Annotated in this window: 18 protein-coding genes; 11 read left to right on the forward strand and 7 right to left on the reverse strand. The window is 70.3% G+C overall.

Translation table 11 applies throughout. The features are described from left to right. Positions 1–43: 43 nt before the first annotated feature. Positions 44–538: a DUF3145 domain-containing protein gene (locus tag ABD327_RS21925; protein ID WP_344452462.1), complete on the forward strand. Its 495-nt coding sequence runs from the start codon at positions 44–46 to the stop codon at positions 536–538. 81 nt (positions 539–619) lie between these two features. Here the strand turns inward: ABD327_RS21925 and ABD327_RS21930 are convergent, their stop codons facing one another. The 5 genes from ABD327_RS21930 to ABD327_RS21950 all read right to left on the reverse strand — a co-directional run bounded on the left by ABD327_RS21930 (position 620) and on the right by ABD327_RS21950 (position 4,845). Continuing rightward, the gene (locus tag ABD327_RS21930) at positions 620–1,543 is read right to left on the reverse strand and encodes an NAD-dependent epimerase/dehydratase family protein (protein ID WP_344452497.1); all 924 of its coding nucleotides are present in this window, start codon (positions 1,541–1,543) and stop codon (positions 620–622) included. A 58-nt stretch (positions 1,544–1,601) separates the two neighbouring features. Then, positions 1,602–3,158, reverse strand: a complete 1,557-nt coding sequence (locus tag ABD327_RS21935; protein WP_344452463.1) for a substrate-binding domain-containing protein — start codon at positions 3,156–3,158, stop codon at positions 1,602–1,604. Between the two features lie 142 nt (positions 3,159–3,300). After that, positions 3,301–3,762, reverse strand: coding sequence for a peroxiredoxin (locus ABD327_RS21940; RefSeq protein ID WP_106401960.1), 462 nt, complete (start codon positions 3,760–3,762; stop codon positions 3,301–3,303). Positions 3,763–3,861: 99 nt separating this feature from the next. Continuing rightward, positions 3,862–4,290: a DUF3052 domain-containing protein gene (locus ABD327_RS21945; protein WP_344452464.1), complete on the reverse strand. Its 429-nt coding sequence runs from the start codon at positions 4,288–4,290 to the stop codon at positions 3,862–3,864. A gap of 147 nt (positions 4,291–4,437) precedes the next feature. Next, entirely contained in the window at positions 4,438–4,845 is a 408-nt protein-coding gene (locus ABD327_RS21950; RefSeq protein WP_344452465.1) for a YjbQ family protein, read from the reverse strand. A 240-nt stretch (positions 4,846–5,085) separates the two neighbouring features. Here ABD327_RS21950 and aceE point away from each other — a divergent pair, with 240 nt between their 5' ends. Continuing rightward, on the forward strand, positions 5,086–7,842 hold the full coding sequence (gene aceE, locus ABD327_RS21955; RefSeq protein ID WP_344452466.1) for a pyruvate dehydrogenase (acetyl-transferring), homodimeric type: 2,757 nt from the start codon (positions 5,086–5,088) through the stop codon (positions 7,840–7,842). Between the two features lie 87 nt (positions 7,843–7,929). Here aceE and ABD327_RS21960 read toward each other — a convergent pair whose 3' ends face one another. Beyond that, positions 7,930–8,931 (reverse strand): sulfotransferase family protein, encoded by a 1,002-nt coding sequence (locus ABD327_RS21960; protein WP_344452467.1) that lies wholly within the window; start codon positions 8,929–8,931, stop codon positions 7,930–7,932. A 198-nt stretch (positions 8,932–9,129) separates the two neighbouring features. On the opposite strand from ABD327_RS21960, the gene ABD327_RS21965 reads away from it, so the two are divergent. From ABD327_RS21965 to ABD327_RS22005, 9 genes are all read left to right on the forward strand, one after another. Further along, a complete protein-coding gene (locus tag ABD327_RS21965; RefSeq protein ID WP_344452468.1) occupies positions 9,130–10,317 on the forward strand; it encodes a PucR family transcriptional regulator in 1,188 nt (395 codons plus the stop codon). Positions 10,318–10,439: 122 nt separating this feature from the next. After that, entirely contained in the window at positions 10,440–11,336 is an 897-nt protein-coding gene (locus tag ABD327_RS21970; RefSeq protein ID WP_344452469.1) for an ACP S-malonyltransferase, read from the forward strand. After that, a complete protein-coding gene (locus ABD327_RS21975; protein WP_344452470.1) occupies positions 11,333–12,298 on the forward strand; it encodes a beta-ketoacyl-ACP synthase III in 966 nt (321 codons plus the stop codon). Before ABD327_RS21970 ends, ABD327_RS21975 begins: the two co-directional genes overlap by 4 nt. 44 nt (positions 12,299–12,342) lie before the next feature. After that, entirely contained in the window at positions 12,343–12,600 is a 258-nt protein-coding gene (locus ABD327_RS21980; protein ID WP_344452472.1) for an acyl carrier protein, read from the forward strand. Between the two features lie 108 nt (positions 12,601–12,708). After that, positions 12,709–13,974 (forward strand): beta-ketoacyl-[acyl-carrier-protein] synthase family protein, encoded by a 1,266-nt coding sequence (locus ABD327_RS21985; protein WP_344452473.1) that lies wholly within the window; start codon positions 12,709–12,711, stop codon positions 13,972–13,974. A gap of 169 nt (positions 13,975–14,143) precedes the next feature. After that, positions 14,144–15,568, forward strand: coding sequence for an acyl-CoA carboxylase subunit beta (locus tag ABD327_RS21990; protein WP_344452474.1), 1,425 nt, complete (start codon positions 14,144–14,146; stop codon positions 15,566–15,568). Positions 15,569–15,947: 379 nt separating this feature from the next. After that, positions 15,948–16,280 (forward strand): ribbon-helix-helix protein, CopG family, encoded by a 333-nt coding sequence (locus ABD327_RS21995; protein WP_344452475.1) that lies wholly within the window; start codon positions 15,948–15,950, stop codon positions 16,278–16,280. A gap of 159 nt (positions 16,281–16,439) precedes the next feature. After that, positions 16,440–17,081: a nicotinamide riboside transporter PnuC gene (pnuC, locus tag ABD327_RS22000; RefSeq protein ID WP_344452477.1), complete on the forward strand. Its 642-nt coding sequence runs from the start codon at positions 16,440–16,442 to the stop codon at positions 17,079–17,081. Next, on the forward strand, positions 17,078–18,166 hold the full coding sequence (locus tag ABD327_RS22005; RefSeq protein ID WP_344452478.1) for an AAA family ATPase: 1,089 nt from the start codon (positions 17,078–17,080) through the stop codon (positions 18,164–18,166). Before pnuC ends, ABD327_RS22005 begins: the two co-directional genes overlap by 4 nt. A gap of 230 nt (positions 18,167–18,396) precedes the next feature. Here the strand turns inward: ABD327_RS22005 and ABD327_RS22010 are convergent, their stop codons facing one another. Further along, positions 18,397–19,002: a TenA family protein gene (locus tag ABD327_RS22010; protein WP_344452479.1), complete on the reverse strand. Its 606-nt coding sequence runs from the start codon at positions 19,000–19,002 to the stop codon at positions 18,397–18,399. Positions 19,003–19,027 lie beyond the last annotated feature (25 nt).

A 19,027-nucleotide genomic window follows, 5' to 3' on the forward strand; every position in this document is an offset into this window, starting at 1 on the left:
GTAGGGGAAGACGCGCCTCGACCAGCACTACCAGGAGGACCGAGTGACCGTACGTGGTGTGTTCTACGTCCACTCCGCGCCACCTGCGCTGTGCCCGCATATCGAGTGGGCGGCCGCGGGTGTGCTTGGCGTACCCGTCAAGCTGGTGTGGACCGATCAGCCCGCTGCTCCCGGCAGCCAGCGGGCTGAATTGTGCTGGGAGGGCAAGCCCGGTATCGCCGCTGCCATCACTTCTTCTTTGCGCGCCTGGAAACTGGCGAGGTTCGAGGTCACCGAGGAGGCGTCGCCCGGCTCCGACGGCATCCGCTACTGCTTCACCCCGTCCCTGGGCGTCTTCTCGGCCACGATCGGCGCGAACGGCGACATCATGATCCCCGAGGACAGGCTGCGGCATGTGATGGCCAACGCGGCCTCGGGCAAGACGACTCTGGAGCACGAGCTCGACAGTCTGCTGGGCACGCCGTGGGACCACGAGCTGGAGCCTTTCCGGCGGGCCGGCGACGGCGCGCCGGTGCGCTGGCTGCACGCGGCGGTGTGAGCGGCGGGCTCGGGGCGGTCCGAACGCGACTCCGCCCTCCGGGGAGACCCGGAGGGCGAAGCACTCATCGGGGCGAGGGACTCAGACGGGCAGGGTCTCCTCGGACCTGAACCAGGCGAGCGTCTCGGCCAGCCCGTGCTCCAGCGGCACGGACGGGACGGAGGGGAACAGCGCGCGGAACCGCGAGGGGTCGGCGAGTGAGACACGCGGTTCCGCCCGGCGGGGGTGGGTGTGCACGACCTCCAGGGGCCGTCCCAGCAGGTTCTCCAGCAGGGAGACGAGCTCCAGCAGGGTGCGGCCGGCGCCGAGCGCGAGGTTGACGGGCACGGAACTGGTCACGCGGCGGTCGAGCGCGTCGAGGACGGCCGCCACGACCGTGCTCACATGGACGAAGTCACGAACCTGCCGCCCGTCTCCGTGTATCTGCAGCGGCCTGTTCCGCAGCGCCGCATCGAGGAACGCCGGGACGACCGCGCTGTGCGCGCGTCCCGCCGTCTGGAGCGAGCCGTACACGTTGAAGAGGCGGAACGGCAGGGCCGGCACACCGAAGCTGTGGCCGTACGCCAGCGTGTACGCCTCCGCCGCGAGTTCGCTCGCGCCGTACGGGCTGAGCGGGCGGGCCGGCAGGTCCTCGCGGGAGGGGCCCTCGTGCTCGCCGTAGACCGCCGCCGAGCCCATGAGGACGACGTGCGCCCCGCAGTGCCGCGCGGCCTCCAGTACGTTCAGCGCGCCCGTGACGTTCACCTCGTGCGCGGCCGCCGGGTCCTCCACGGCGCGGGGCACCGAGGGCCGCGACGCCAGGTGGACGATCGCGTCGGCAGGGGCGACGGTCTCGGTGAGCAGGTCCCGGTCCGACGTCGAACCGACCACCAGGGAGGCGCCCGACCCCGAGAGGCTGACCGCGAACCCGGCCGTCAGATCGTCGTACACGGTCACCCGGTCTCCCCGGGCGGCCAGGGCGCGGCACAGGTGCGCTCCGATGAACCCCGCACCGCCGGTCACCACGATGTTCAACAGCTCCCCCTACGTTAGGTGTCGGCTGTCTCACATTCTGTCGCATCGGCTATTGATATCCGCGTATCTCCTTGAAGACCGTCTCCAGAGACTGCTCGCGCGCGTCGAACGCCCGGCCCCCGGTGAGCGAGGCGAGGTCGTTCATCTCCCGCTCCTCGGCCTCGCCGAACAGGACGGGGAAGACCGGCACGCCGGGGACGGCCAGCCCTTTCCGGTACCGGTCCTCGAAGCCGGAGTACTCCAGCCCCTGGGTGTTCTCTCCGTCGGTCATCAGGACGATCGAGGTGAACCGATCGGGATCGTCGGCCACCTGCCGCTTCGTCGCCTCGTAGGCCTGGGCGAGGCTGTCGTAGATCGCGGTGCCGCCGCCCGCCCGCAGCCCCTCGGCGACCTGCCGGATCTGCCGCAGGGCGGGCCGGGGCTCGTCGTCGGGCACCGTGAACCGCCGGGCGGGCTGCGGTTTGGTGCTGAAGGGCAGCAGCGTGACCTCCTCGCGGTTGTGGAAGCGCCGGAACCCCTCGTCGGCGCCGGTCAGGGAGACCAGCGCGGCCTTCAGGTCGTCCAGGCGGTCGCCGCGCATGGAGCCCGACACGTCCAGCACGTAGACCGTGCGGGACGGCCGCCGCAGCCGGTCGAAGAAGGCCGCGACCAGCCGGTCGACCGTCTCCAGCGCGCCGGGGAACGGCAGCTCCCTCAGATCGGAGGGGCCGTCGCCGCCGGCGTCCGCGGCCACCGGGCGGCGGTGGGTGAGCGCGGAGATCCGCTGCTGTACCTCGGGTCTCAGAAGGTAGGCGGTGAGTTCGCCGTACTTCTCCCGCGATTCCCGGGAGGCGGTGCCCAGCAGGGTGAGCGGGTAGTCGGCGGTCGCCACCCCGTCGGACGGGTAGACGAGCGTGAGCGGCTCGGCGAGCTTCCCGGAGGCGTTGAGCGACTTCAGCACCGACTCGTAGTTCACCAGCCCGTCGACCTCGGCGCCGTTGCGGACGAAGGACTCCGACAGCCAGCCGGAGGAGCCGGCGGTGAGCAGCTGGGCGGAGAAGAACCTCCGGAGGTCTCCGGAGATCGCCTCGATCCCGGAGGGGTCGAGGTCGCTGCCTCCGTTGAGCGCGATCGCCACCCCGACCAGCGCGGAGAAGCCCGAGTTGGACGAGGCCGGGTCGGACATGCCGTAGGTGAACTCGCGCCGGGCGGCGGCCTCCGCGATCTGCCTCCAGGACGGGCGTGAGGCGTCCCAGCCGAGCCGCCGGGCCGCCTCGGGCCGCACGCCCAGCACCACCGGAGAGGACATGACCGGCGTGGCGGTGCCGATCTCGACGTTCGGATGCAGCTCCAGGTAGCGGTTGGAGGAGAACCAGATCGCGTCGTGGTCTCGGGCGCCCTCGCCCGAGGCCACCTGGTCGATGCCGTCCAGGGTGCCCGCGTAGTCGAGCTCGACGGACACTCCGGTCTCCTCGCGCGCCTCCTTCAGGATCGGGGCGAGGTCGGCCAGCTCGCTGCCGGCCAGGACCCGCAGCACGTCCTTCCCGCCTTCGGGGCCGGGGGAGGAGCAGCCGCCCGCCAGCAGCAGGGCGGCCAGGGTCGTGGTGAGCACTTTTCTCATGGTCATCAGACGGCCGAGGCTCCCCCGGAGAGGAGAACGTCCGATGATCTCCCGGTGAAGAGGCGTGGGCCGTCAGATGACGAACGCGTCCGGGCGCCGGAAAAGGAGAGGCCGGGCCCCGCGGGGCCCGGCCGGAGAAGGTGTTGCCTCAGGACAGCTCGGTGAGAGCCTTGCGGTAGGCCTCGAGGTCGCGGGCCTCGGGGATGGCGTTGTCGACCTTCCAGCGGACGACGCCGGCCTTGTCGATGATGAAGGTGCCCCGTCGGGCCAGGCCCTTCTCGGCGTCGAAGACCCCGTAGGACTGGGCGACGCCGCCGTGCGGCCAGAAGTCCGAGAGCAGCGGGAACTGGTACTTCTCCTGCTCCGTCCATGCCCGCAGGGCGAAGACGGAGTCGACGGAGACCGCCAGGACCTGGACGTCGTCCCCGCCGAGGGTGGGGAGCTCGTCGCGGATCGCGCAGAGCTCACCGGTGCAGATCCCGCTGAACGCGAGCGGGTAGAAGACCAGAACGACGTCCTTCTTGCCCGCGAAGTCCGACAGCTTGACGGGCGTACCGTGCTGGTCCTTCAGTTCGAAGTCAGGGGCTTTGTCGCCGACTTCAACGGCCATGTCTTGTTCCCTTTCGGAGGAGACTGGAAACCTCGGGCGCCTCCAGTCTGCCACCCGGCAGGGCACGGCCGAACGCCTCGGCCGCCCTGCTGCCCGCGGCTACTTGCGGCCCTTGGGTGCGACCAGGCGGGTGCCCGACCACTCGGGCGCCGCGCTGACGCTGCTGGTCTGGGAGAGCCCCGCGGTCGGAGCGGCCTCGCCGATGTCACTCGGCTCCACATGCCCCTCGCGGCCGGCCTTAGGGGTCAGCAGCCAGATGTGCCCGCCGCCGGTCAGCGAGGTGAGGGCGTCGACCAGGCCGTCGACCAGGTCTCCGTCGTCCTCGCGCCACCACAGCAGCACGACGTCCACGACTTCGTCGTAGTCCTCGTCGACCAGCTCGTTGCCGGTGACGGTCTCGATCGAGACCCTCAGCTCCTCGGCCACGTCCTCGTCCCAGCCGAGCTCCTGCACCACCTGGCCGGATTTGAAACCGAGCCGTTCGGCCAGGCCGCGCTCCGTCTGCGCCTGACCCGCGGTCGCGCTCACTGACGTCCTCCCTGTGTCGTCTTCATGGAATGCACCGTACTGTCTTTCCGGCGTACCCCAAGGTATTGCGGGACAGTCCACACAAAGGACGGCCCCTGCGCAAGTGCCATGCCTCATCCGTATGGCCCTGGATGGCCCCCATGGTGTTCACGTTCCCCGCAGGAAGGACATCCGCACCTGCCTGTCGGGATTGTCGAGGTTGAGGTCCACCAGGGCGATCGACTGCCAGGTGCCGAGGGCGAGCCGCCCTCCCAGGACGGGCACCGAAGCATAGGGCGGGACGAGCGCGGGAAGCACGTGGGAGCGCCCGTGTCCGCGTGATCCGTGCGCGTGGATCCACCGGTCGTCGGCGGGGAGCAGGTCGCGCAGCGCGCCGAGCAGGTCCCGGTCGCTGCCCGCGCCGAGTTCGATGATCGCGACCCCGGCGGTGGCGTGGGGGACGAAGACGTGCAGCAGCCCGTCCCCCTCTCCCTCGACGAAGTCGGCGCAGTGCCGGGTGAGGTCGAGAACGGCCTCCTCGCGGCCGGTGGAGACGGAAATCACCGTGCTCTTCATGAGACGATCATCACAGGTCCAGACCACCGCGGCCAGCGCCGGGAGGGGTGTGGGATTCCTTGAATCGCCGGGGGCGGGAATTTACCGTGCCACGAAGGCGTTGTTGAGCAGGCTGGAAACCGTCGTGACCTGCGGTTTGTTACTCAACAGTAGAGATGCGAGCACGCTCGCCAGGGAGGAGGATGGAGGACGAGCATCGACAAACAGTCGATGAAACCCGCGCGTGACAAGGGGACCCCAGTGCCTTCCGGACGCCAACGCTTCTCGATCATTAGCGACGGCCTGCCGAGTCAGCTCCCGGACATCAACCCTGACGAAACTCGGGAATGGCTCGAATCACTGGACACGGTCATCAAGACCGAGGGCCGTACCAGGGCCCGCTACGTGATGCTCCGCCTGCTGGAACGAGCCCGTGAGCAGCAGGTCGGCGTGCCCGGCCTGCGAAGCACCGACTACATCAACACGATCCCGCCGGAGATGGAGCCCTGGTTCCCCGGCGACGAGCACATCGAGCGTCGCATCCGCGCCTACATCCGGTGGAACGCGGCGATCATGGTCTCCCGCGCCAACCGCCCGGAGCTCAGCGTCGGCGGCCACATCGCCACCTACGCCTCGGCTGCGTCCCTCTACGAGGTCGGCTTCAACCACTTCTTCCGCGGCAAGGACCACGGCGAGTCCGGCGACCAGGTCTTCATCCAGGGCCACGCCACCCCCGGCATCTACGCCCGCGCCTTCCTGGAGGGGCGGCTGTCCGAGGGGCAGCTGGACGGCTTCCGCCAGGAGGTCTCCCACCCCGGCGGCGGCCTGTCGTCCTACCCCCACCCCCGGCTCATGCCGGACTTCTGGGAGTTCCCCACTGTCTCGATGGGCCTGACCGCCATCGACTCGATCTACCAGGCCCGTTTCAACCGCTACCTGCTGTCGCGCGAGATGAAGGACACCTCCCGCTCGCACGTGTGGGCGTTCCTGGGTGACGGCGAGATGGACGAGCCCGAGTCGCTCGGCGCGATCGGCCTGGCCGCGCGCGAGGAGCTCGACAACCTCACCTTCGTGATCAACTGCAACCTGCAGCGGCTCGACGGGCCGGTACGGGGCAACGGCAAGATCATTCAGGAGCTGGAGTCGTTCTTCCGCGGCGCCGGCTGGAACGTGATCAAGGTCATCTGGGGCCGCGACTGGGACCCGCTGCTGGCCAAGGACGTCGACGGCGTGCTGGTCAACAAGATGAACACCATGCCCGACGGCCAGATGCAGACCTTCTCCGTCGAGCCGGGCTCCTACATCCGCCAGCACTTCTTCGACGACGACCCCCGACTGCGCAAGATCGTCGAGCACCTCAGCGACGACGACCTCACCAAGCTCTCGCGCGGCGGCCACGACTACCGCAAGCTGTACGCGGCGTTCAAGGCGGCCCGCGAGCACACCGGCCAGCCGACCGTGATCCTGGCCCACACCATCAAGGGCTGGACGCTCGGGCCGGACTTCGAGGCCCGCATGTCCAGCCACCAGATGAAGAAGCTCACCAAGAACGAGCTCAAGGAGTTCCGCGACCGGCTCTTCCTGGAGATCCCCGACTCGGCCCTGGAGGCCGACCTCCCGCCCTACTACCACCCGGGCGAGGACTCCGAGGAGATCCAGTACATGCGGGAGCGCAGGGCGGCCCTCGGCGGTTTCCTGCCCAAGCGCGTCGTCCGGGCCAAGGCGCTCAAGCTGCCCGGCGACGAGGTCTACAAGGAGCTCCAGAGGGGCTCGGGCAAGCAGAAGGTCGCCACCACCATGGCCTTCGTGCGGCTGCTCAAGGACCTGATGAAGGACAAGGAGATCGGCCAGCGCTTCGTGCCGATCGTCCCCGACGAGGCCCGCACCTTCGGCATGGACGCCATGTTCCCGACGGCGAAGATCTACTCGCCGCACGGGCAGACGTACGAGTCGGCCGACCGCAAGCTCATGCTCAGCTACAACGAGTCCGAGCAGGGCCAGATCCTGCACGAGGGCATCACCGAGGCCGGCTCCATGGCCTCCACGATCGCCGCGGGCACCGCGTACGCCACGCACGGCGAGCACATGATCCCGATCTACATCTTCTACTCGATGTTCGGGTTCCAGCGGACCGGCGATCAGATGTGGGCGATGGGCGACCAGATGGGCCGGGGCTTCATGCTCGGCGCCACCGCGGGCCGCACCACCCTCACCGGAGAGGGCCTCCAGCACGCCGACGGCCACTCCCCGCTGCTGGCCTCGACCAACCCGGCCTGCGTCGCCTACGACGCGTCCTGGGCCTTCGAGCTCTCGCACATCGTCAAGGACGCCCTGAAGCGGATGTACGGGCCCGAGTCCGAGAACATCTTCTACTACCTGACGATCTACAACGAGCCCTACGTCCAGCCCGCCGAGCCGGCGGACCTGGACGTCAAGGGCCTGCTGAAGGGCCTCTACAAGTTCGCGGACGGCCCGGTTCTGGAGGAGGACGCCCCGCGCGCCCAGATCCTGGCCTCGGGCGTCGCGGGCCGCTGGGCGATGGAGGCCCAGCAGATCCTGGCCGAGGAGTGGGGCGTGTCGGCCGACGTCTGGTCGGCGACGTCCTGGACGGAGCTGCGCCGGGAGGCCATGAACTGCGACACCTTCAACATGCTCAACCCGGAGAAGGAGCAGACGGTCCCGTACGTGACGCGCCGCCTCGCGGACGTCCAGGGGCCGATCGTGGCGGTCAGCGACTTCATGCGCGCGGTGCAGGACCAGATCGCGCCGTGGGTGCCGGGTGACTACACCTCCCTGGGCGCGGACGGGTTCGGCTTCTCCGACACCCGCGCCGCGGCCCGCCGCTTCTTCCACGTGGACACCCAGTCCATCGTGCTGGCGGTGCTCACCATCCTGGTCAAGCGGGGCGAGCTCAAGCACGAGGTGCTGCAGCAGGCCGTCTCCCGCTACGGCCTCGACCAGGGCGTGGCCGCCGTCTCCGGCTCGAACGCTCCGGAGGAGTCCGGCGGAGCCGCCTGACGCTCCCGCCTCGACGAACGGCGAAGGGGCCGGTGACCGTGACGGTCACCGGCCCCTTCGGCCTTGTCGGTCCTCGGCGGAACCGGGTCAGTTGGCGGTCAGGAGGCCGTGGTCGCTGCCGCCCGGCCGGCAGGCCAGGTCGTCGTCGGACACCAGCCGGTGCCAGCCGTCCTTGAAACCGCGACGCAGAGCCGCCTGCCTGTACCGGGCCAGGGTGCGGGCGTACCGGCCCAGGACGGCGGCAGGAGGCCGCCCGAGGCCCGACAGATGGTAGCCGTAGGCCCGCAGCCGCTCGCCCAGCACGTACTCGCACAGCTGGACCTCCCACGGCTCCAGCCGCTCCTCCCAGGCCCGCACCACCGCCATGTCGACGTTCTTGTGCGTCCTGGCGTGGTGCTTCTTGCGCTTGGGGTTCACCGAGGCCACCGTCTCGGGGTGGAGCATGGCCGGGTCGTACCGTTCGCCCAGGAACTCGCACAGGGCCGAGAGCTGCGGGGCGGGGTCGGCGACCAGGTGCTCGTACTGCAGCGCGTAGTAGGAGCCGTCGGGGCAGTGCCGCGCCGCCTCGTGCCCGGCGTCGATGGCGCTGGCCCAGGTGACCACGGAGTGGAGGCTGTCGTGCTCCCACCACTTCATGCCCTTCAGGGAGCCCACGCAGTCCCTGCCGTCCCTGATCAGGTGCACGATCTGGGCGTCGGGGAAGAGGCGGAAGATCTCGGGCAGGTACTGGATGTAGGCGGGCCGCTTGTCCCCCCAGCGGGGTTTTCCGTGGCGGCGCGCGTACTCCTGCAGGACGGTGCCCAGCGCCGAACCCAGCGTGGGCGGGGCCGCCTCGATCCGCCGCACGGTCTCGGCCGGATCCAGGCCCAGGTCGGGGAACTTGTGACCGCGGGTACCGGTGATCCACTCGCCCAGCGCGCGGCGGTTGGCCCGTACCCGCAGGTCGCCGAACTCGGCGCGCCGGTAGTAGGCGGGCAGCAGGAAACGGGTCTCCGGGGGTATGGCGATCCTGGGATGGGCGTGCAGCATGAGCTGCAGGAGGGTGGTGCCCGAACGAGGGCATCCGACGACGAAGATCGGCCGTTCCATTCCGTTCCCTTCTGATACGCGCCTCCCCAAGATGTCGGAGTGTCACGGCCCGAATGCCCATTGTGACGGCAGCTGGGAAAGATTTGACCCTCCCTTGGCCTGATGCGGCGGTCGCGGGAGCGCTCTGAGCGCGCGACACCGGCGAAGAGCACCGGTGGAGGTGTTCGGGGAACGGGCGGGGGATGGCACTCTTGTTCCGTGAGCAACGACGCCGTGGGAAGGGACCGGGACCTGCGAGAGCAGACGACCCGGCGGCTGGAGACCGCGCTGAGCACCTTCGGCAACGCCGCGCTCACCCGGATGGAGGAGCGCCTGCCGTGGTTCCGGCGCATGCCCGCCGAGCAGCGCTCCTGGATCGGCCTGGTCGCCCAGACCTCCATCGCGGCGTTCGTCGACTGGTTCCGCCACGGCGAGAAGACCCGGGTCGCGCTCGGCGGCGAGGTCTTCGCCACCGCGCCGCGCGAGATGATGCGCACCATCCGGCTGCAGCACACCGTGGACATGATCCGGGTGATCAGCGAGGTGGTGGAGACCCGGCTGCACGACCTGGCCGCCCCCGGCGGCGAGGCCCAGCTGCGCGAGGCGATCCTGCGCTACACCCGCGAGGTGGCCTTCAGCGCCGCCCAGGTCTACGCGCGCGCCGCCGAGACCAGGGGCGCCTGGGACGCCCGGCTGGAGGCGCTGGTCGTCGACTCGCTGCTGCGCGGCGACGGCGACGACGGGCTGCACTCCTGGGCCGCGGCGCTCGGCTGGACCACCAAGCCGGTCTACGTGCTGGCCGGGCACGCTCCCGAGGAGGACCCGGAGTCGATCGCCGACCAGATCCGGCTGTCGGCGCGGCGGCTGCGCGTGGACGTGCTGTCAGGGGTGCAGGGGCACCGGCTGATCGTCATCGTCGGCGGGGCCGAGGACCCGCTGGCCGCCTCCCACCTGCTGTCCTCCAAGTTCGGCCACGGGCCGGTGGTCGTCGGCCCCGAGGCGCCGGACCTGTACGGCGCCACCACGTCGGCCAAGGCCGCGCTGGCCGGGCTGCGCTCGGCGGTCGGCTGGCCGGACGCGCCCCGCCCCGTCCTCGCGTCCGAGCTGCTGCCCGAGCGCGCGCTGGACGGCGACCTCGCCGCCCGCGAGTACCTCGTGAACGAGGTCTACGCGCCGACCCAGGCGGCCGGCGCGCCGCTGCTGGACACCCTCACCACCTACCTCGAGCAGGGCTCCTCGCTGGAGGCCACGGCCCGGCTGCTGTACGTCCACCCCAACACGGTCCGCTACCGGTTGAGAAGGGTGGCGGAGCTGACCGGCCTGACGCCCACGGACGGCCGGGGGGCGTTCACGCTCCGCATCGCGCTGGTGCTGGGAAGGTTCGCCGAACGTCCTCATTCGGGATGAGGACGGGGGGCGCGGGGCGAAGCGGCGCACGTCACTGTTGTGAGAGTCCTACAAAGGGGAGCGATCAAACTTCGTCCCTCTCGGCATGACTCCGACAGGGGTGCGGACGGCATGGTTAGACCGTGCTTCTCATCACAGCTCCCGGCCAAGGCGCCCAGACTCCAGGCTTCCTCGCCCCGTGGCTCGAGGTCCCCGGTGTGCGTGACCGGCTCACCGCCTGGTCCGACATCGCCGGCCTGGACCTGGTCCGGTACGGGACCACCGCGGAGGCGGACGAGATCAAGGACACCGCCGTCGCCCAGCCGCTGCTGGTGGCCGCCGCGCTGGTGACGTTCGAGGCGCTCGGGCTCACGCCCGGCGCGGTCGCCGGCCACAGCGTCGGCGAGCTCGGCGCCGCCGCGATGGCGGGCGTGCTCACGCCCGAGGACGCGATGCGCCTGGTCGCGGTCCGCGGCCGGGGCATGGCGGAGGCCGCCGCGGTCACCGAGACCGGCATGACGGCCGTCCTGGGCGGCGACACCGACGACGTGCTCGCCGCGATCGACAAGCACGGGCTCACCCCCGCCAACATCAACGGCGCGGGCCAGATCGTCGCCGCCGGCACGCTGGAGCAACTCGCGGAGTTCGCCGAGGAGCCTCCGGCCAAGGCCCGGCTGCGGCCCCTGGCCGTCGCGGGAGCCTTCCACACCGAGCACATGGCCCCCGCCGTCGCCGCGCTCGACGCCGCGGCCGCGTCGGTCGAACCCCGGGACCCGAAGATCAAGCTGGTGTCCAACAAGGACGGCGCGGTCGTCGACTCCGGCGCGGAGTTCGTGCGCCGGCTCGTCGGCCAGGTGAGCGCCCCGGTCCGCTGGGACCTGTGCATGGGCGCCTTCGCCGGCCTGGGCGTCACCGCGATGATCGAGCTGGCCCCGTCCGGCACCCTCGTCGGCCTGGCCCGCCGGGAGCTGAAGGGCGTGCAGCTGCTCGCCCTGAAGACTCCCGAGGACCTCGAGAAGGCACGGGAGCTGGCATCATGAGCATCCAGCTCGCGGCCGGACGCCCCGGCGCCCGCATCATGGCCTTCGGCCACTACCAGCCGGACAACGTCGTCACCAACGCGGACCTCCAGGCCCAGGGGGTGGAGACCAACGACGAGTGGATCCGCTCCCGGGTGGGCATCGCCGAACGGCGCCTGGCCCTGGCCGACGAGTCCATGGAGGACCTCGCGGTCGCCGCGGGGGGCAAGGCCCTGGCCGCCAGCGGGCTGGTCCCCGAGGACATCGACCTGGTGATCGTCGCGACCTGCACCGCCGAGACCCAGGTGCCGAACGCCTCGGCGACGGTGGCGTTCCGGCTGGGCATCAAGGCCCCGGGCGCGTTCGACGTGAACGCCGCCTGCGCGGGCTTCGCCTACGCGCTCTCGGCCGCCAGCGACGCGATCCGGGCCGGCTCGGCGCGGAACGTGCTGGTGATCGGCTCCGAGAAGTTCTCCCCCTGGATCGACTGGACCGACCGCACCACCTGCATCATCTTCGCCGACGGCGCGGGTGCCGCGGTGGTGACGGGCGCCGACGTGCCGGAGATCGGCCCGGTGGTGTGGGGGAGCGACGGCGAGAACGCCGACAAGATCAAGGTGGAGGACCGCAACTCCTTCCTCCACCAGGACGGCCAAGCCGTCTTCCGGTGGGCGACCACCGCGCTGCACCCGGTGGCACTGGAGGCATGCCGACGGGCCGGTGTCGCCCCGTCGGAACTCGCCGCCTTCGTGCCACACCAGGCGAACCTCCGGATCATCCGCGGCATAGCGAAGAAGCTGAACGCACCCAACGCGGTGATCGCCGAGGACATCGTCAATGCCGGGAACACGTCGGCCGCTTCCATCCCGATGGCACTGTCCCGCATGATCGAGCGCGGCGACATACCCTCGGGCGAACCGGCCCTCATCATCGGGTTCGGCGCAGGTCTGACCTACGCTGCCCAGGTCATCCAGATCCCTTAGGGTCTGGGCACAACATCCGAAAAACCGATACAGGAGTACCTAGCATGGCTGAAGTCAGCACCCAGACGATCCTCGACGGCCTCGGCGAGATCGTCGAGGAGATCGTCGGCATCCCGGCCGCCGACGTCACCCCCGAGAAGAACTTCATCGACGACCTGGACATCGACTCCCTGTCGATGGTCGAGATCGCGGTGGCCGCCCAGGACAAGTTCGGCGTCGAGATCCCCGACGACGAGCTGAAGAACCTGCGCACCGTTCAGGACGTCGTGGACTACGTCCGGGGCCTGGCCGCCAAGGCCTGAGCCTGATTCCGAGGCTCCGGGATCCGGAACCCGAGCCTGTGTGACGTGCGGGCCGCTGCAGAGGCCCGCACGTCACGGAAACCCCCCCAGGTAAGAGGAGCAAGTGCAATGGGCAAGACTCGTATTGTCGTGACCGGTTTGGGAGCGTCCACCCCGTTGGGGGGAGACGTCGCATCGACGTGGGATGCCCTTCTGACCGGTAAATCAGGCATGCGTCCGCTGCCCTGGGACAACGTCGACGAGCTCCCGGTCAAGTTCGCCGCGCAGGCCGCGGTCGAGCCCGCCGAGACGGGGCTGCTGACCAAGCCCCAGATGCGCCGGATGGACCGCTGTCAGCAGTTCGCGCTGATCGCCGCGGCCGAGGCGATGAAGCACGCCGGCTACGCGCACAAGGACACCCCGGGCGAGACCATCGACTCCGACCGCCTCGGCGTCGTCATCTCCTCCGGCATCGGCGGCCTGCACTCCGCCCTCGACAGCTACGACGTCTTCCGCGAGAAGGGCTGGCGCCGCGTCTCCCCGTTCACCGTGCCGATGCTGATGCCCAACGGCGCGGCCGCACACGTGGGCCTGGAGTTCAACGCCACCGCCGGCATCCACGCGCTCGTCTCCGCCTGCTCCTCCAGCGCCGAGGCCATCGGCTACGGCATGGACATGATCCGCAACGGCCGGGCCGACGTGGTCATCGCGGGCGGCACCGAGGCGTGCATCCACCCGCTGCAGATGGCCTCCTTCGGCGCGATGCGCGCCATGTCCACCCGCAACGACGCCCCCGAGCTCGCCTCGCGCCCGTACGACAAGGCGCGCGACGGCTTCGTGCTCGGCGAGGGCTCGGCGGTCCTGATCCTGGAGTCCGAGGAGCACGCGCGTGCGCGCGGCGCCCGGATCCACGCCTACGCCTCCGGCGTCGGCTACTCCGCCGACGGCCACGACATGGTGCAGCCGCCCGAGGACGGCCGCGGCGCGACCAAGGCCATGCAGCGCTGCCTGAAGGACGCCGGCCTGAAGCCGGAGCAGATCATCCACATCAACGCGCACGGCACGTCCACCCCGCAGGGCGACATCGCGGAGCTCAACGGCATCAAGGGCGCGCTCGGCGAGCACGCCCGCAACATCAGCATCACCGCGACCAAGTCGATGACCGGCCACCTGCTGGGCGGCGCGGGCGCGCTGGAGTCGCTGATCACCATTCTGTCGCTGCGGGAGGGCTTGGTGCCCGCGGTCGCGAACCTGGAGAACCTGGACGACCAGGTCGACCTCGACATCGTCATCGGTGAGCCGCGCAAGCTGCCCGACGGCCCGGCCGCGGCTCTCAACAACTCGTTCGGATTCGGCGGTCACAACGTGACCCTGGCGTTCGAGCGGGCGCTTTAGAGCAGGTCCGAAGGTCGTCACGGAAAACTTTGACGACTGTAAGTGTTGGCGGTATTGCTCTGTGTAGGACTCCTGTAGGACTGTAGGGGAGCCCCGGCCGGGTCGATTTTTCGCCCGGCCGGACTGTTTCAGTGACTGTGAAACAGACCCCAGAGCCTGAGGAGCCCACGTGACCGTCCTTGATGCTTCTGCGAAGGCCGTCTCCGCGGAAACCGCGCAGACCGATCCGCGCGACCCGCGGGTCCGGCTCGAGTCGCTCTTCGACGAGGGGAGCTTCCGGCCCCTCTTCGGCGGTGAGGGGAGCGGCAAACTCGCCGGCCGGGGACGGATCGAGGGCCTGCCGGTGGTCGCCTTCGCCAGCGACCCGCGGGTCATGGGCGGCGCGATGGGCGTGGAGGGCTGCCAGGCCATCGTCGCCGCCTACGACCTGGCGATGCGCGAGCGGCTGCCGATCATCGGACTGTGGCACTCGGGCGGGGCCCGGCTGGCCGAGGGCGTGGAGTCGCTGCACGCCGTCGGACTGATCTTCGCCCAGCAGACCCGGGCCTCGGGCGTCATCCCGCAGATCTCCGTGGTGCTCGGCCCGGCGGCCGGCGGCGCGGCCTACGGCCCGGCGCTCACCGACATCGTCATCCTCTCCGAGAACGGCCGGATCTTCGTGACCGGCCCGGACGTGGTCAGGTCCGTCACCGGCGAGGAGATCGACATGGTCGGCCTCGGCGGCGCGGAGGCGCACGGCAAGAAGTCGGGCGTCGCGCACATCACCACCCCGGACGACACGTCCGCGATCACGACGGCGCGCAGGCTCGCCGTCCTCCTCGGACACCAGGGCCATGTCCGCCCCGACGAGATCGAGGAGCGCGACCTCTCCGGCATCCTCCCGGAGAACGTGCGCCGCGCCTACAGCGTCCACCCGCTGGTCAAGGGCATCGCCGACGACGAGGTCATCGAACTGCAGGCCAAGTGGGCCCCGAACATCGTCACGGCCTTCGGCCGGCTCGGCGGCCGCACGGTCGGCATCATCGCCAACAACCCGCTGCGCCTCGGCGGCTGCCTCGACAGCCCGTCCGCCGAGAAGTGCTCGCGCTTCGTCCGCATGTGCGACGCCTTCGGCGTCCCGCTGGTCGTCCTGGTGGACGTCCCCGGCTACCTGCCGGGCGTCGGCCAGGAGCACGGCGGCGTGGTGCGCCGCGGCGCCAAGCTCCTGCACGCCTTCGCCGAGGCCACGGTCCCGCGCGTCACCCTGGTGACCCGTAAGTCCTACGGCGGCGCCTACCTCGCCATGAACTCCCGCTCCCTGGGCGCCACCAGGGTCTTCGCCTGGCCCACCGCCGAGATCGCCGTCATGGGCGCCCTCGCCGCCGTCCGCGTCCTGCACCGCAAGAAGATCGCCGCCGTCCCCGAAGCCGAGCGCCCGGCTTTCGAGCAGAAGCTCGCCGACGAGCACGCCGAGATCGCCGGCGGCCTGCAGCGCGCCATGGACCTGGGCGTCGTCGACGAGGTCATCTCCCCGACCGCCACCCGCGCCGCCCTGGCCCGCGCCATCGCCGAAGCAACCCCTGCCCGAGGCCGCCACAACAACATCCCGCTGTAGGCCCGCACTCCACCCGGCCGGGCCCGTCCACCGACGACCCGGCCGGACCCGTCTCCGGGTGAATTGGAGGTATCGAATAAATGGGACGTCTGTTCGAGCCTCAGCGCGGATAGAATTCTGTCGGACAGAATTGTTTCATGGCTCGTAAGCTCGTCTTCGCTTGATCGGCGCGCAAGCACCGCATCGGAAAAGCGCATGTTCTCCACGTGATGCGCTCGGGGCCGCCGGTGGCGGTTCCGCCGACGGAAGGCGAACTCGATGATCGGTGGGTCTGGATCGGGGCGGATGAGCGTGGGCTCGAGCTTGAGGTGATCGCTCTTCTGCTGCCTCAGATGCTTCTGGTCATCCACGTCATGCCGACCGCTTTGAGGAGGAGATGATGGGAGTTCCATACGAAGAGCACTACGGCGAGCCCTACCGGCCGGAAGACCTCGAGTATGTGGTGGAGGAGGTGGACCTTGAGGCAGAAGAGGTCCTGGACTCCTTCGGTAACAGGATCGACGAGGACTACGTGCGGAGAGCCGTCGCCGACGCCAGACGGAAGACCGCAGGCCGCCCTTCGCTGACCGGCGAGGCCGGAAGCTCGCCGCGGGTCTCCTTCCGGGTGCCGGACTCCTTGCGCGAACTGGCGCAGCAACGGGCTGAGAGGGAGGGGAAGACCGTCTCGGCCCTGGCACGGGAGGCGTTCGAGGACTATCTCAGGGCGGGCTGACTCGAGGTTCTGCCGAATACAGAGGTGGCAGGGATGTCGACGCCTTCGCTGTGTTGTCGGGTGAGGGGCTTTGGCCGAGTAAGGGCGAAAGCGGCGTAGTGGGGGCAGACCGGACACCCTGGGGCTGTTATCGTCACTCCTCCGATTTCTGGAGGACGAATGCTGCACGATCTGGTCGGGCCGTTGCTGGAGCCGGCGTTCACGCTGGGGGAGACGCCGACGTCCTGGGGAGAGGTGCTGGGGTTCGTCACCGGGGTGCTGACGGTGTGGCTGGTGGTGCGGCAGCACATCGCCAACTGGGGGGTCGGGATCGTCAACGTGGTGATCCTGGGGCTGATCTTTCTGGACGGCGGGCTCTACGCGGACGCCTCGCTGCAGATCGTCTACGTGGTGCTCGGGCTGTACGGGTGGTGGGCGTGGCTGTACGGGGGCGAGAACCGGACCGAGCGGCTGGTGCAGCGGACCTCCCGCGGGGAGTGGGCGGGCGTCGCGGTGGGGATCGTCGCGGCCACCGGGGTGATGACCTGGGTGCTGGTGTCCTTCACCGAGTCGACGGTGCCGTTCTGGGACGCGCTGACGACGGCTCTGTCGCTGGCGGCGACCTACGGGCAGTGCCGGAAGCTCGTCGAGTCGTGGGTGCTGTGGATAACCGTCGATCTCATCTACGTGCCGCTCTACGCTTACAAGGGGCTGTACCTGACGGGGGCGCTGTATGTGATCTTTCTCGGGTTGTGCGTCGCGGGGCTGCGGGCCTGGTGGCGGGATCTGGCGGGGCGCGCCGGCGTACCGGTCGCCGCATGAGGTACGGGCACGGGCTGGTCATCGGGAAGTTCTATCCGCCGCACGCCGGGCACCACCACCTCATCGACGCGGCGGCCGAGGCGTGCGAGCGGGTGACGGTCGTCGTCGCGGCGGCCAGTGTGGAGAGCATCCCGCTCGCCGACCGGACGGCGTGGCTGCGGGAGGCCCATCCGCAGGCGCGGGTGCACTTCGCGCCGGTCGTCGACGACGTCGAGATCGACTACGGCTCGGACGAGGTGTGGGCGCGGCACGTCGAGGTGTTCCGGCACGGGCTGCGGCAGTACTGGGGCAGCGAGCCGGGCATCGACGCCGTCTTCAGCTCCGAGCCCTACGGGGCGGAGCTGGCACGCCGGTTCGGCGCGGTGTCCGTCGCCGTCGACCCCGCACGCGAGCGCGTGCCCGTCAGCGGCACCGCCGTCCGCGACGATCCCGCCGGGAACTGGGGCTTCCTGTCCCCGGCCGTGCGGGCGGCGCTGGTGAAGCGGGTCGTCGTGGTGGGGGCGGAGTCGTCGGGCACCACCACGCTCGCACGCGACCTCGCCGGGGCCTTCGCCGCGCGCGGCGGTGTCTGGGCGGACACCCGCTGGGTGCCGGAGTACGGGCGCACGTACTGCGAGGAGAAGCTCGCCGCCGTCCGGCAGAGGGACTCCGAGGCCCGGCTGGAGGACCTGGAGTGGGCGCCGGAGGAGTTCGCGCTGATCACCGACCGGCAGCTCGCCTGGGAGGAGGCCGCAGCCCGCGTCTCCTCGCCGCTCCTGGTCTGCGACACCGACGCGTTCGCCACCGCCCTGTGGCACGAGCGCTACCTGGGCGGCGTCCCGCCCGTCCCGTCCCGCGCCCGCCACGACCTCTGGATCCTCACCGACGTCCGCGACGTCCCGTTCGAGCAGGACGGCTGGCGTGACGGAGAGAAGATCCGCCATGCCATGCACGCCCGTTTCACCGAGGAACTGACGGTCCGGAACCTGCCGCACCTCCTCGTCCAGGGCACGCCCGAGACCCGCCTGGCCCGGGCGGTCGAGGCCGTCGACGCCCTCCTCGCCCGTGGCCGGCACTTCGCCGCTCCCTTGACGGCGGACCGCTGAGGCGAGGGACTGATCCGTCCTCCCCGGGACGGGAGAAACGGGTGAGATGGGGTACGGCCCAGAGCGCAGGACGCTTCGTGTCTCTCGGGTAGCGGACCGCCGATACTGGAACCGATCCGTCCGCCCCGGGTCGGGAGAAGATCGTGCTCAGACGGTCCGGCGCCCCGGGACGGATGCTCTCTCCAGCGGCGAGCCGCTGGAGCCATGGCCGGAGTGCGTGCGGCGAGTGGTCAGGGGACTGACCAGAAGGCCAGTTCGTGGCGCATGCCCTCGGTGAAGAGGGTGCGGGCGCGGGCGGGGTCGGGGGCGGCCTCGTCCAGCATGGCGGCGCAGCGGCGGGCGAGGGCGGCGAAGGCGGGGTCGGCGTAGGAGTCCACCCAGCGCTTGTAGCGCGGGTCGGCCGGGGGGTTCTCGGCGAGGACGCGGCCGAGCTCGGAGTAGCCCCACATGCACGGGTAGAGGGCGGCGAGGCCGTCGGAGTACCGCGTTGCCGACTCCAGGAGGAAGGCCGTGTAGGCGGTGCAGGGGGCGCCCTTGACGGCGCCGTCGAGGTCGGCGTCGAACTCGGCCGCCAGGCTCCGGTGCAGGCTCAGCTCCTCGTGGAACGTCGAGTGGGCCAGGCCGACCAGGTCGCCGAGGTGGGCGGGGGGAGCCTGCCAGGCCAGCCGGGAGAAGACGCGGACGTAGTCGAGCAGGAAGAGGTAGTCCTGCTCCAGCCACGATCGGAAGACCCGCTCGTCCAGGGTGCCTTCCGCGATGCCGCGCACCGTCGGGTGCTCCAGCTGCGCCGCGAGCAGTTCACGGCCGGTCTCTTCCAACTCCCGTGCGATGCCCATTCGACCATCCTGCCACGGGAGGGGA

Origin of the sequence: Actinocorallia aurantiaca (assembly GCF_039533685.1) — a bacterium.
Lineage (GTDB): Bacteria > Actinomycetota > Actinomycetes > Streptosporangiales > Streptosporangiaceae > Actinocorallia > Actinocorallia aurantiaca.

What these genes read in the sequence shown, in the direction of transcription:
- ABD327_RS22005 (WP_344452478.1), top strand. Translation starts at nt 17,078, where the DNA reads ATGAGGTACGGGCACGGGCTGGTCATCGGGAAGTTCTATCCGCCGCAC.
- ABD327_RS21950 (WP_344452465.1), bottom strand. Translation starts at nt 4,845, where the DNA reads ATGAAGAGCACGGTGATTTCCGTCTCCACCGGCCGCGAGGAGGCCGTT.
- ABD327_RS21995 (WP_344452475.1), top strand. Translation starts at nt 15,948, where the DNA reads ATGGGAGTTCCATACGAAGAGCACTACGGCGAGCCCTACCGGCCGGAA.
- ABD327_RS21985 (WP_344452473.1), top strand. Translation starts at nt 12,709, where the DNA reads ATGGGCAAGACTCGTATTGTCGTGACCGGTTTGGGAGCGTCCACCCCG.
- ABD327_RS22010 (WP_344452479.1), bottom strand. Translation starts at nt 19,002, where the DNA reads ATGGGCATCGCACGGGAGTTGGAAGAGACCGGCCGTGAACTGCTCGCG.
- ABD327_RS21935 (WP_344452463.1), bottom strand. Translation starts at nt 3,158, where the DNA reads ATGACCATGAGAAAAGTGCTCACCACGACCCTGGCCGCCCTGCTGCTG.
- pnuC (WP_344452477.1), top strand. Translation starts at nt 16,440, where the DNA reads ATGCTGCACGATCTGGTCGGGCCGTTGCTGGAGCCGGCGTTCACGCTG.
- ABD327_RS21975 (WP_344452470.1), top strand. Translation starts at nt 11,333, where the DNA reads ATGAGCATCCAGCTCGCGGCCGGACGCCCCGGCGCCCGCATCATGGCC.
- ABD327_RS21980 (WP_344452472.1), top strand. Translation starts at nt 12,343, where the DNA reads ATGGCTGAAGTCAGCACCCAGACGATCCTCGACGGCCTCGGCGAGATC.
- ABD327_RS21960 (WP_344452467.1), bottom strand. Translation starts at nt 8,931, where the DNA reads ATGGAACGGCCGATCTTCGTCGTCGGATGCCCTCGTTCGGGCACCACC.
- ABD327_RS21940 (WP_106401960.1), bottom strand. Translation starts at nt 3,762, where the DNA reads ATGGCCGTTGAAGTCGGCGACAAAGCCCCTGACTTCGAACTGAAGGAC.